The organism is Undibacterium parvum, assembly GCF_003955735.1.
In the GTDB taxonomy this organism is placed as follows: domain Bacteria; phylum Pseudomonadota; class Gammaproteobacteria; order Burkholderiales; family Burkholderiaceae_D; genus Undibacterium; species Undibacterium parvum.
On record NZ_CP034464.1, the window covers coordinates 2571886 to 2583797 of the forward strand.

The 11912-nt window shown below is 53.8% G+C and carries 11 protein-coding genes; 1 reads left to right on the top strand and 10 read right to left on the bottom strand.

Annotation, left to right across the window (positions count from 1 at the left end):
• Positions 1-75 precede the first annotated feature (75 nt).
• The 5 genes from EJN92_RS11215 to EJN92_RS11235 all read right to left on the bottom strand — a co-directional run bounded on the left by EJN92_RS11215 (position 76) and on the right by EJN92_RS11235 (position 5404).
• On the bottom strand, positions 76-564 hold the full coding sequence (locus tag EJN92_RS11215) for a hypothetical protein (protein ID WP_126127904.1): 489 nt from the start codon (positions 562-564) through the stop codon (positions 76-78).
• Complete coding sequence (locus tag EJN92_RS11220) at positions 548-1795, bottom strand: hypothetical protein (protein WP_126127905.1); 1248 nt, start codon at positions 1793-1795, stop codon at positions 548-550. The genes EJN92_RS11215 and EJN92_RS11220 overlap by 17 nt, the downstream gene beginning before the upstream one ends.
• 35 nt (positions 1796-1830) lie before the next feature.
• The gene (locus tag EJN92_RS11225; RefSeq protein WP_227869516.1) at positions 1831-3951 is read right to left on the bottom strand and encodes a TonB-dependent receptor family protein; all 2121 of its coding nucleotides are present in this window, start codon (positions 3949-3951) and stop codon (positions 1831-1833) included.
• Between the two features lie 212 nt (positions 3952-4163).
• Positions 4164-4844 (bottom strand): energy transducer TonB, encoded by a 681-nt coding sequence (locus tag EJN92_RS11230; protein ID WP_126127906.1) that lies wholly within the window; start codon positions 4842-4844, stop codon positions 4164-4166.
• A 158-nt stretch (positions 4845-5002) separates the two neighbouring features.
• Positions 5003-5404 carry a DUF2946 domain-containing protein gene (locus EJN92_RS11235; protein ID WP_126127907.1) on the bottom strand — a complete coding sequence of 134 codons (402 nt, stop codon included), beginning with the start codon at positions 5402-5404 and terminating at the stop codon, positions 5003-5005.
• 551 nt (positions 5405-5955) lie between these two features.
• Here EJN92_RS11235 and EJN92_RS11240 point away from each other — a divergent pair.
• A complete protein-coding gene (locus EJN92_RS11240) occupies positions 5956-6348 on the top strand; it encodes a hypothetical protein (RefSeq protein WP_126127908.1) in 393 nt (130 codons plus the stop codon).
• A 679-nt stretch (positions 6349-7027) separates the two neighbouring features.
• Here the strand turns inward: EJN92_RS11240 and EJN92_RS11245 are convergent.
• From EJN92_RS11245 to EJN92_RS11265, 5 genes are all read right to left on the bottom strand, one after another.
• Positions 7028-7990, bottom strand: a complete 963-nt coding sequence (locus tag EJN92_RS11245) for a CysB family HTH-type transcriptional regulator (RefSeq protein WP_126127909.1) — start codon at positions 7988-7990, stop codon at positions 7028-7030.
• A gap of 31 nt (positions 7991-8021) precedes the next feature.
• Entirely contained in the window at positions 8022-9086 is a 1065-nt protein-coding gene (locus tag EJN92_RS11250) for a sulfate/molybdate ABC transporter ATP-binding protein (RefSeq protein WP_126127910.1), read from the bottom strand.
• Positions 9083-10006: a sulfate ABC transporter permease subunit CysW gene (cysW, locus tag EJN92_RS11255; protein ID WP_126127911.1), complete on the bottom strand. Its 924-nt coding sequence runs from the start codon at positions 10004-10006 to the stop codon at positions 9083-9085. Before cysW ends, EJN92_RS11250 begins: the two co-directional genes overlap by 4 nt.
• Positions 10006-10872 (bottom strand): sulfate ABC transporter permease subunit CysT, encoded by an 867-nt coding sequence (cysT, locus tag EJN92_RS11260; protein ID WP_126127912.1) that lies wholly within the window; start codon positions 10870-10872, stop codon positions 10006-10008. The genes cysW and cysT overlap by 1 nt, the downstream gene beginning before the upstream one ends.
• Positions 10873-11027: 155 nt before the next feature.
• A complete protein-coding gene (locus EJN92_RS11265) occupies positions 11028-11909 on the bottom strand; it encodes an EAL domain-containing protein (RefSeq protein WP_126127913.1) in 882 nt (293 codons plus the stop codon).
• Positions 11910-11912 lie beyond the last annotated feature (3 nt).

An 11912-nucleotide genomic window follows, 5' to 3' on the forward strand; every position in this document is an offset into this window, starting at 1 on the left:
GGTTTCCAGCCTGCCTGGCCTGCAGCCCGCATGGAATATGCGCCTTGGGGCTATGCCATTCTAAAACCTTACACTTTAGTGTTTTTGGCCGCTGCTCAGCCAGCTTTCCAGCTCCGCTGCGGATGGCTTGCCCAACACTAATTTAGTCTCGCCGTTTTTCGGCAGCAGAGCGACGTAGGGTGTGATGCCGCGCCAGCTCGGGTTGATAGAATATTGCAGTGCTGCGCTCTGGCCTTTGAACACGAACAGGCGGCTGGCCGGGCTGTAGTGCGGTTCTTGCAGCAAGCCCGGCTGGTCTTCGCCATCCATTACCACCACCACTAAAGGCACCTGAGGTTTTCGGTTTTTGAGTTGCTCGCCAAGCGCGGCGATGATGGCCGGGCAATGGCTGCAATCGGTGGTGGAAAACACTACTGCCGCCGGGCGCGGTAAGTCTTTCTGAAAACGGTGCCAACTGTGCGCGTCAAAATTTTCTATCTGTTTGGCGGCAGCCAGCGCCGGAGCGTTAATCACTGTGCTGGCGAGCAGCAGCAAGGCTGCGCAGAACTTAAAGGATTTCAACATGGCGTTTCCCTGTGGTGTTCCAGATCACGTAGATTTTTCCGCCCTTGCTGAGTAGTTGCGGATAATCGCTCTCGAGTTTGCTGCTGGCGATTTCACTGAGCTTAAAATGCTGGCCGTCGTCGTCCGAGATCCAGGCTTTCAGGTTCATCTTTGTGCCATCGTAGCTGCGCCAGACGATGGCCAGCTTGCTGCCGCTACTGAGAATATCGGCGTGTTCGGCCTTGGCGTCGGGCAGTACCTGCACAGCGCCGACTGGATTGCCAGCCTGATCGAGCTTGCCGTAGCGCACCTGCGCCACGCCAGCCCGGTCGCCAAACCACACCGCATGATAGCCACCGGCAGCGGAAGTCGTCAGGGCCGGGCCATGGTGCGGGCAGCCGTCTATCGCCCAGTTATCGTAGCTGGCACGTACCGGTTCGGCTAAGGGCGTAGCCGTGGCCGCTGGCGTTTCTGTGCTCAGAATGGTGAAGGCGTGATCGCGGATATTCGGTAGCGTCAGATGCCGCCACAGCGCCGCGATCTGGCCGTTGGCAGTCGGTGCAAAGGCGATACGGCAGCATTCGCAACTATAGTCGGACAGCTTGGTATCCGGGCCAAAGCTGGCACCGCCATCGAACGAGACATTGCGATATAGCGATACGCCGCGGTAATCAGTCTTGGCTAGTCCGGTTTTTTCTGCCGCTTCATTGGCGTTTGTGACAGCTGCCTTGTCGCGCGAATCTATCCAGACCGTATGCAAAGCACCTTTGGCGTCAAAGGCGATCACGGCATAACTGTGGCTGATCACCTGTCGGTCTTGATGCAAGGTCACCGGCGCGGCGAAGTGGGCACCACCATCGGTGGAGCGCAGCATGCGGATCTCGCCGGTAAATTTTTTCGCCAGCGGTTGCGCATAGATGATGATGACGATGCCATTCGGACCGAAGGCGATTTTAGGCGGACTCTCGCCGCTGGTCTTGATGTGATCGTCACCAGTGTCGAGTACGCGTTCCGGCAGCCAGCTGCGGCCGTTGTCCCCACTGATGTGCAGGGCCAGATGGCCCTGTGCGTTCAGTTGCACACTCCACAGTGCGCCGTCAGGGGCAAAAGCGCTGCCGGAGTAGGGGGCGGCGGCTTTGTCGGCAACCGCCGGCGCGTTGTGATGGGCCAGCGCCGGCAGTGTCGTTAACATCAAGCCGGCGATTGCCATGCAGCCTGTTAAGCGTGCTAAGTTGCTCAGATAAGTTTTCATAAGCGAGTCGTTAGTGTTTATATTTTTCTTCAAAATTATTTACCGCCATACGCATACGTCACGCCCAGCATCACGCTACGCGGTGCGCCTGGCGTGTAGGAGTTCTGCGTATCGGGCACATAAGCACCGGTGCCGGAGTATGAGCTGGATGCCGAGTCGGCGTAGCGCGTGTCAGCCAGATTGCGCGCTTGCAGCCATACTTCCCAGCCTTTGGCGAGCAGATAGCTACCGCGCAAATTGAGCAAGGTATGGCCGGCATAACGCACGGTATTCGCGTTGTTCATCCAGTACTCACCTTGATGCACGACTTCCAACGCGATGCGCGCACCGCTGACAGGTTTGTAGCCTAGCTCTGCGCTCGTGATATCGCTAGGCGCTTGCGGCATTTGCTTGCCGCTGTAATCGATACTGCCGGAGACCTGATATTTTTCGTACTTATGGCTAGCCAGCGTGGTCGCCAGGCGCGCATCGAACATGCCTGCATCGTAGTTCAGACCCAGCTCTAAACCCTGGCTGCGGGTGCGGCCGGCATTGCGGTTTTCGCTATTGCCCTGGGCGATGGTGTAGCTGACGATGGTGTCGCGTCCGTCCAGTCGGTAAACCGCTGTATCGAGCTTTAAGGCACCGTCCAGAAACGCCATGCGCAAGCCCAGCTCATAGTTGTTATAGGTCGCAGGGCTCAGATCCGGAACGCCGGTCTTGCCGTACAGCTGGCTCACTTCGGGCGGGGTAAAACCCTGGCTCAGATTGCTGTAGACGCTGCTGTCTTTGCCTAGCGCATAGGTGGCGCCTAGCTTAGGGCTGACATGCGAAAAGCTGCGCGATTCATTCGCCGCGCCAAAATTGGCACTGCCTGCCGGTGACAGATTATTCGTGTAATCGTAACTGATGGCGTCGGCGCGGGCACCGACTACTACCCGGGCTTTTGGCAACGGGCTAAATTCCCATTGAGTAAAAAAAGCGGTGTTGTTGATGTCGGCCTGGTAGTTACGCACGCCCTTTGGGTTACTGGCATTGGCGTTGCTATAGCTCAGATTCATGCCGGTGACGGGGTCGCGCAGCACGCTCAGATTATTGCTGTAGTAAGGATTGTCGCTCTTGTCCAGATACACACCGGCGATCAGGCGCGAAGCGAGCCAGTCAAACTCTTGCTGATGTTTGGCGTCCAGGCCTAACGAATCGACATGGCTATTATTTTCTGTACCCTGGCAAAGTTTGGCCTTGGCGCTGCAGCCGACCAGGGTGTAGCTAGGGATCTGGCCATGGTCATTTTTACGCGAAAACAGGGTGACGGTAGTCAGACCGTTCTTGACGGTTTCCGCTTCCCAGGCCAGATTGGCACGCGTAGTTTTGTCCTTGCGATAGGTAAAACTATTGATGCTTTTTCCCGGTGTATTTTGGTAGTCGGTTTCATTCAGACCGCCGGTCATGGCCGCATCCAGATCGGTATGCACTAGGGTGGCGCGCAAGATCGCCGAGTCGCTCAAGGCAAAGTCGCCGCGCAGCGAAACTGAGTCTTTATCGCCCTTGCTGTATTGCTGCCAGTTGTCAGCAGTGCGGCGTGAGCTGTATTGGGAAAAACGCAGGCCAAGATCGCCCCAGGTATTGCTGGCGATGCTGTCGACGCGCTTGTATCCGGCAGTGTCGTCATAGCGCGCACTGATGCTGGCGTAAGGCGTGGCCGAAGGGCGCGCCGTCATAAAATTGACTGCGCCGCCGACCGCATTGCTGCCGTACAGCGATGAGGCCGCACCCTTGACCACTTCCACGCTTTCGCTGCCAGCCAGATTCATCTCGTTTAAAGAATTATGGTTGAACACGCCCAAAGGGCGGATAGGAATGCCGTCTTCCAGATACTGATACACCGCGTTGGTGCTGATAGGCTGGCGTATGCTCATGCTGTGCTGCTCATTGCCGAGATCGTTCCAGTACACCCCGGCGACCCTGTTGATGACCTCGCCCATAGTTTTAGGCTTATCGCGCTTCAAAATTTCTTCCTTGACCACACCAATCGCGACCGGGGTTTCCGATAGTTTAGTGGCGCTGCGCGAGCCCGACACCACCATTTCTTCCAAGACTTGCGGTTCGGCGGCGTAGGCCATTTGAGTGAAAGCGGCAAGCAATGCGAAAGCTAGCGGAGTGTGTTTAAAGTTCATGAATTGATTCCTATTGTGGCTATGTATTTTGCGAACTACTCAGCGGCGGTGAACATCAAAAAAATCCAAAAACCTCTCACAGGAGGCACAGAGACACAGAGGAAAAACGGAAAAATTCCTAGTCCTTCTCTGTGTCTCCGTGTCTCTGTGTTGAGAGGTTTTGATGTGTTTACATTCACTGAATAGTTAAGGTTTTTGTTGATTTAGTTGATTCAGCTATTGAGCTTGAAGCTCAGCGGCACCACCACGCTGGCCGCGACGGCGACGTCGCCAAGTCGTGCTGGCACAAAATGCCATTTGCGTACCGCTTCCAATGCCGCCTCATCGAGTCGCGGAAAACCGCAGCTTTGCTTGATCTCTACCTGCGCAGCGGTGCCGTGTGGCGTCACCTGCACCAGCAACAAGACCTTGCCAAATTCACCCTGACGGCGTGAAATCAGCGGATAGGCAGGTGCCGGATTATTCAGGTAAGCGGCATCAAAGCTGGCTTCAGTACGTTGCTCCGCTGGCTGTGCCGCTGCTGCCGCTGTGGCGGTTGGTATCGTGCTTGCTGGCGTAGTTCCAGAGGCGGTTGCTGCGATCAAGGCTGGCGCTGCCGGCATCGCTTGCTGCTCGCTGGCAGGCTGCAAAGGCAGGGCGATGGCAGCTTGATGCAAGGCAGGAGCAGTCGGTTTTGGCAAGTTTTCTGGCGCAACTACCTGGCTAGGGGCTGCAATCAGCACCGTCATAACACTCATCGGCAGGGGCATAGCCTGGTGGCTGATCACACCACCAGCCTGTAAAGCCCACAGCAAAAAAGCCAGATGAGCACCGATTACCAGTGAAGATTTGAGCATGGACTTAGGCAGGGACAGATCGTCCCGCTCGGGCATGCTGAGATAAAGCTTATCCATATGATTGCGCCTTGTCGCCTTAGCGTAGCGGCATCAGAGCCGTGAGCCAAGACTTTTCCTGTGACGACAGCCCCTGGCAGATCAGCTCAGCACTTAGGCTAGAGCAGATCGCACGCAGAGCGCTCTGCCCTTAACTATGGGCAGTATTGCAGGGAGTCTTAGGAAAACTGTGGCGGGCCACGCGGATTGGCCGTTACCCAGGAATACAGCAGGGACGGCGCTTGATAATACAGAGGCGGGAAGGCGTCATGGCCGGCAGCCACGGCGCAGCAAGGCAAGGCCGCAGGCGGTAAGGCAAAGTTGCCGGCGTGCGGCAGACAAAACGGACAGTGCTTGGCAGTATGCGTATCGATCTTGCCAGGCAGTTTTAATGCGACACTAGTGCCTACTTTTTTAGCAGCAAGCCCGGCAATCGGCGTACTGCAAATCTCGGCCCAGGACGGCGCATTACCGTCCCGCGCTACCAAGGCACTGGCAATGGAAGGCACAAGCGCATTCGCCAAGATCGCCAGACAGGCGATCCAGATCGTGATGAGCTTATTTTTCCAAAAACGTTTCATAAGGCGAATTATAGCGCGAGCCAGGCGTTAAAGCCCAGCAGCAATGCGCCTGCGATTTGCGCGGGGTCAAGAATTATCAAGGTGATGGCAATATTTTTGCGCCCGCAGACGTTTCGTAAAATCTCAAAATAACATAGGCCTGTGGCGCATATTCCATGCGGGTTTCCAGCCTGCATGGCCTGCAAGCCGCACCGCTGTTACGTCATAGCGATGCGCTGGCGGCATGCCTAAAAATTTCCTAAGCGCTGGTTGATCGCGACCTTAATTGTGGAACCCCGCTTGTCACAGAAGTAATTCCCGCGGGATTTCACAATGTTTCTTTTAGAGAATGTTGACTAATAAATTTTCATATCAAATAACAATAATGAAAATTATTTATGTTTTAATAATGGGCGGATTCAATAAATAATGAGCAGTCCATTTCGATTTTTTACACGGCGTCCAAATATGTTATTAATTTCCGATGGGCATAATGTTGGTGTAAGTGCGACATACCCGCTTCCTCATTCTATAGTTTCGGCTACTGATTTTTTTAAAAAATTGGCGTATACATGCAAAAAATCTTAGTAAATTTTGTTTTTATTTTTTTCAATATTTTGGCTCTTCCTTCAAAAGCAAGCGAACAAGTCACGTGTGAAATGTTGGAGAGAAAAATTCTAAACAAGATCACCGAAGACGGCGGATATCTTATAGTCAATGGTATTTCTATTCTTGATCGGGAGACTCGCGATATATGGTTGTACGGTATGCCGGAAAACGTATTTTCTGAGCCGCCTCATGACAAAGTGATTGATCTTGGATTATTGCCAAATGGAATGCATCAGAAAATCTTTATAAACTGTGCAAAAAATAATGCAATCGTACTCTTGCAAGGGGGCGTGGTCGATCAATACGTTTGGTTTGGACCGATTGCATACCAAACTTTTCAAACGAAAATTAACTGAACTATGTCATCGCAAGCAAGTGATTCTTTTGCCGTCAGTTTGAAAATTGGAAAAGTATGCATTTAAAAAAATTGAATCGACAACAGTACATAGGCTGGGCAATTACGAGTTTTACTTATGGAATCTCACTATTAATAGTCGCTTATATAAATCGCGACGATTTCGCCTTGGGGTCGGACGATACTATTTTTTCGCCGAGTAACTTTGCACTCATGGTGTTTGGTATATCGTGGCTGGTGGGGGTAATAGGCGCCAGGTTTTATATACAAGACAAAGATCCTAACGATTTTTTTAGCCTGATCGGCATAAAAAAGCAGCGCTAGTTCTTTTATGAATTCGCAAAAAATATGAGTTATTCAATGAGCCAATTTTAAGAAATACTCCTACGGGTTTGAATATTTTTTTCAGGTCTTCTTCTGGGCGCGGCATTTTATTTGGCTATGCACTTCATGACACCGCCAGGCATAAATCCAAATCAATTTTTTTGGCCTTAGTCGCGTAAATTTAAAATGACATAGTCCTGTTGCGCATATTCCATGCGGATTTTCAGCCTGCATGGCCTGCAAGCCGCATCGCTGTTACGTAAAAGCGATGCGCGCTGGTGGCATGCCTTAAAATTCTCTGGTAGCGCGCAAACGGCTCGCTTATCGCACACACCGCTTTATCTTGAACAGCAATCTCAGCCTGCGGTTTTAGTTGTGCTTTCAGTGCTTGTTTCCAGTTCCGACAGCGCCTGACGGATTTGTTCTGTGCTCAGGGCAGGGGCGAATTTTTGGATGAATGCACGGCTATAGGCGCGCAAATAGGTGCCGCGCCTGACTGCCAGCCTGGTCACATTGGCGGCGAATAAATGGCTGGCCTGTAGCGTGGCCAAACCCTGCATGCGCTGGCTTTCTATCGCCATAGAGGCGACGATGCCGACCCCTAAACCTAAGGCCACATATTGTTGTATCACGTCAGAATCCATGGCGGTGAGAACGATGTCGGTGCTCAAGCCAGCCTGACGGAAGGCGTCGTCAATATGTCCGCGACCGGTAAACCCGACATCATAGGTAATCAAAGGATAGTCAGATAAATCCTGCAGGCTCAGCGGGCCTGCTTTTTCTAGCAGCGGATGGCCCTCGGGTACCACGATCACATGATGCCATTCATAGCAGGGAAAGGACACCAGATCCTTAAATTGCGACAAACCTTCGGTCGCGATGCCTATATCGGCCTTGCCGGACAAGACCCACTCGGCGATGTGTTCGGGCGCACTTTGCTGCAAGGCGATACGCACATTGGGAAAGGCCAGACGAAACTGTTGCACCACCTTGGGCAGCACATAGCGTGCCTGGGTATGGGTGGTGGCGATGGTCAGCGTGCCCCGGTTCTGGTCAGAGTATTCATCGCCAGCTTGCTTCAGATTTTCTGCTTCTAGCAATAGTCTTTCTATGATGTGCATGATGCCTTTGCCCGGCTCGGTCAGACCGGTCAGACGCTTACCGTTGCGCTCGAAGATATCGACGCCCAATTCTTCCTCGACTTCGCGGATCTGGCGGCTGACTCCGGGTTGCGAGGTGAACAGTACGTTGGCTACTTCGGTCAGATTAAACTGGCGGCGCGTGGCTTCCCGTATCGAGCGTAATTGTTGAAAGTTCATAGCATTCCGTATCGTTTTCTGATGGACGAATTTAAAGTTGATCGACAAATACGTGCAGGCGTTTCGGCGTGACCAGTAAGTTCTCACCCACTTTTAGCCCGAGCTGGGCAAAACGCTCGCTAGAGATCAGCGCTTCGACCAGCGCACCGTTGTCATCGCGTACCAGTTCCAGTTGCGCCAGCGGACCGATGCTGTGGACCCGTCCCAAACGTACCGCCAAACCGTCGGCACCGGGCGTGTAGCGTGCCACGTCCAGTTCATGCGGTCTGACATAGCCAGTGCCAGTGGCGTCGCGGGTGTCTTGATGGCCGGGTGCGTCGAACGCCACGCCGCCGGCATCAAGCACGCCTTCATGCACGCGGCCATGGAATAAATTAACGTTGCCCAGAAAGCCGTACACGAAAGGCGTGGCAGGATGCTGGTACACCTGATCCGGCGCACCGATCTGCTCTACCCTGCCATGATTCATGACCACGATCTTGTCGGCCACTTCCAGCGCTTCTTCCTGATCGTGCGTGACAAAAATACTGGTCACATGCAATTCGTCATGCAAGCGGCGTAACCAGCGGCGTAACTCTTTGCGAACCTTGGCATCGAGCGCGCCGAAGGGCTCGTCCAGCAGCAACACGCGCGGCTCTACCGCTAGTGCCCGCGCTAGTGCGATACGCTGGCGCTGGCCGCCGGATAACTGCGGAGGATAGCGGTCAGCCAACCAATCGAGCTGTACCAGTTCGAGTAATTGTGTGACCTTCTCTTTGATCTGTGCTTCGGACGGGCGCAAATGGCGCGGCTTGACGCGCAAGCCAAAGGCGATGTTTTCAAAAATCGTCATGTGCTTGAATAAGGCGTAGTGCTGAAACACAAAACCGACCTGACGTTCGCGCACATGGGTAGCTGAGGCGTCTTCGCCATCAAGCAAGACCTGACCGCTGTCGGCAAATTCCAGCCCGGCGATGATGCGCAACAGTGTAGTTTTACCGCAGCCGGATGGCCCCAGCAAGGCGGTCAGTTCGCCATCGGCAAAATCGAGCGAGACATTGTCGAGCGCGGTAAAGTTGCCAAATTTTTTGTGTAATTGATGGACTGCGATGCTCATAATTTTTCTCCTGCGATGTCTTGGGAAAGCTGCTTAGACGTAGCTTCATGACGTGATTCATTGGTTTTCCATTCGACGATGGATTTGAGTACCAGGGTCAATAAGGCCAGGAGCGTCAGCAGCGAGGCGACCGCAAAGGCGGCAGTGAAGTTGTACTCGTTATATAAAATTTCTACCTGCAAAGGCATGGTATTGGTCTCGCCGCGGATATGTCCGGACACCACCGAGACCGCACCAAACTCACCCATGGCGCGCGCATTACACAAGATCACGCCATACAGCAGACCCCATTTAATGTTCGGTAAGGTCACATGCCAGAAGGTTTGCCAGCCGCTGGCACCGAGCACCAACGCGGCTTCTTCCTCTTCGCTGCCCTGCGCCTGCATCAGCGGTATCAGTTCTCTGGCAACAAACGGGAACGTGACAAACACCGTGGCCAGAACGATGCCGGGTACCGCAAACAGGATCTTGATATCGTGCTCACGCAGCCATTCGCCAAACCAGCCCTGCGCCCCAAACAGCAGCACATAGATCAAACCTGAAATCACTGGCGAAACCGAAAACGGCAAATCGATCAGTGTCAGCAAGATGCTCTTGCCACGGAACTCAAACTTGGCAATGGTCCAGGCCGCAGCTACCCCAAACACCAGATTGAGTGGCACAGCAATGGCAGCCGTAATCAGGGTCAGGCGTATCGCCGACAAGGCGTCAGGCTCGATGATGGCTTGCAGATACAGCTGCCAGCCTTTCTTGAAAGCCTCGGCAAATACTGCCACCAGCGGCACAAACAAAAATAGCGTCAAAAATGCCAGTGCCGCCGTCACTAGAATTACTCTGACCCAGAGCGGTTCTAGCGTGGCCGCCGGCGTGATGGGCGGCTCGATACGGCCCGGCTTGGCAGGTAAATTTTGCGTCGTCATTATTCTCTCCCTGCATTTTGCTTGCTGCGGGTCCAGGCTTGCAGAGCGTTGATGCTCAGAAGCAGGCAAAACGACAGCAGCAGCATAACCACCGCAATCGCGGTCGCTCCGGCGTAATCGTATTGTTCTAGTTTGGTAATCATGAATAGCGGGGTGATCTCGGACACCATAGGCATATTGCCGGCGATAAAAATCACCGAACCGTATTCACCGGTGGCGCGCGCGAAGGCTAGTGCAAAACCGGTCATCAGGGCTGGCAGTATCGTCGGCAGGGTGACCCGTCGAAAAGTCTGCCAGTGGCTGGCACCTAAGCTAACGGCCGCTTCTTCCAGTTCTTTTTCGGCTTCTTCCAGCACCGGTTGCACGGTACGCACCACAAACGGCAAGCCGATAAAAATCAGCGCCACCAAAATACCTAGCGGGGTGTAGGCCACCTTGATACCCAGCGGTGCCAGTAACTGCCCGAGCCAGCCGTTCGGCGCATACAGTGTCGCCAGCGTAATACCGGCCACTGCGGTGGGTAGGGCGAACGGCAAATCGACCAGCGCATCAATCACGCGCTTACCGGGAAATTTATAGCGCACCAGTACCCAGGCCACGATGCCGCCAAACACCACATTGATCAGCGCGGCTAACAGCGAAGCGCCAAAGGTCAGCCGGTACGATGCCATCACCCGCTCCGAGGTGACGGTAGTCCAGAACGCCTCCCAAGTCATGCTGAAGGTTTTCAGAAACACCGCCGACAAGGGAATTAAGACGATCAGCCCCAGATAAAACAGGGTGAAGCCCAGCGACAGATGAAAGCCGGGGATCACGCGCCGCACTGGCCGTCTGCTTCCCGAACTCGGGTTAAAAAATGATGCCATGCTCAGCCTTTATTACGTATGTAACTATGAATGGCGGATCATCGCAGGGTTTGCTTATATGGAAAACGAATTTTTTGGCATAGTGATAGATGAATTTCGTCTATAGCCTTCAATTCGCGCATTTTTTCTCGAATTTCGAGCTTATTGCTCAAGCTTTATCCGCCGACCTGTGCCTCGCTAGTTGCTAGCAGCTGTTCATGGGCAAACGCATAGGCGCGTGCGTAGCGCTGCGGCCCCAGGCTGGCTTTGGGGCGATCAAATAGAAATCCCTGTACCTGATAGGGTTTGGCACTGCCCGACAAGGTATTTTGTAGTTGCGAAAATTCCCTCTCAGTCGCTATGCGCTTAAAGATGATGCGGCAGTCCTGCGCCTCGGCTTGCTCCAATAATTGTGATAAGCGGTGAGTATCAGTACCGGCTTGCTCGATATCGAGCTTGATGGAGGTGGGCCGTATGCGCGCCAGCACATCGAGCGCCTGCGCCAGATTGGCTGCATTGGCACCAACCCGAAAACCGTTGCGTTTGTAGTTTTCTGCCACGTGCGTTAGCACCCAGCGCTGGCTAGGCGTAATCAAGGGCAATTGCAACACTATAGACTGATGCGGCAGTTCCAGTGCATCAAGCACGCGCCGGAACGCCATTCCATGGTTGCCAGTAACAGCCGCCAGCAAACGGCTATGCACACTGAGATACAGATCTAGCTGTTGCGACTCGGGCTGGCGGAAAAAATTGATCGCATGCAGCAGGCGGCACAGCCTATCGAGGGCCACCGATTCATCATCGCTGGCAGCGTAGTCCAGTAGCTTCCAGACGTTCAGGCCGAGTTCGTCGGCCGAGTAGCTGCGGGCATAGGCTTCGTAGGCAATGATCTGGTTATCGTCGCCACTGCGTATCGCTTGAAATGCGCTGGTCAGCGAGGCATTGACGTAGCGGCCGCGAGCCCGCCCTTGTTCATCGAGCCAAAAATTGCTGGCGCCCTCAGTCTGAGTATGATGTTGCAGCTGATTTAAATAAGTTTGCAGAGCTTGGTGCTGCATGAT

Coding starts and splice junctions, on each gene's coding strand:
- EJN92_RS11215 (WP_126127904.1), bottom strand. CDS start 564: ATGTTGAAATCCTTTAAGTTCTGCGCAGCCTTGCTGCTGCTCGCCAGC.
- EJN92_RS11220 (WP_126127905.1), bottom strand. CDS start 1,795: ATGAAAACTTATCTGAGCAACTTAGCACGCTTAACAGGCTGCATGGCA.
- EJN92_RS11225 (WP_227869516.1), bottom strand. CDS start 3,951: ATGAACTTTAAACACACTCCGCTAGCTTTCGCATTGCTTGCCGCTTTC.
- EJN92_RS11230 (WP_126127906.1), bottom strand. CDS start 4,844: ATGGATAAGCTTTATCTCAGCATGCCCGAGCGGGACGATCTGTCCCTG.
- EJN92_RS11235 (WP_126127907.1), bottom strand. CDS start 5,404: ATGAAACGTTTTTGGAAAAATAAGCTCATCACGATCTGGATCGCCTGT.
- EJN92_RS11240 (WP_126127908.1), top strand. CDS start 5,956: ATGCAAAAAATCTTAGTAAATTTTGTTTTTATTTTTTTCAATATTTTG.
- EJN92_RS11245 (WP_126127909.1), bottom strand. CDS start 7,990: ATGAACTTTCAACAATTACGCTCGATACGGGAAGCCACGCGCCGCCAG.
- EJN92_RS11250 (WP_126127910.1), bottom strand. CDS start 9,086: ATGAGCATCGCAGTCCATCAATTACACAAAAAATTTGGCAACTTTACC.
- cysW (WP_126127911.1), bottom strand. CDS start 10,006: ATGACGACGCAAAATTTACCTGCCAAGCCGGGCCGTATCGAGCCGCCC.
- cysT (WP_126127912.1), bottom strand. CDS start 10,872: ATGGCATCATTTTTTAACCCGAGTTCGGGAAGCAGACGGCCAGTGCGG.
- EJN92_RS11265 (WP_126127913.1), bottom strand. CDS start 11,909: ATGCAGCACCAAGCTCTGCAAACTTATTTAAATCAGCTGCAACATCAT.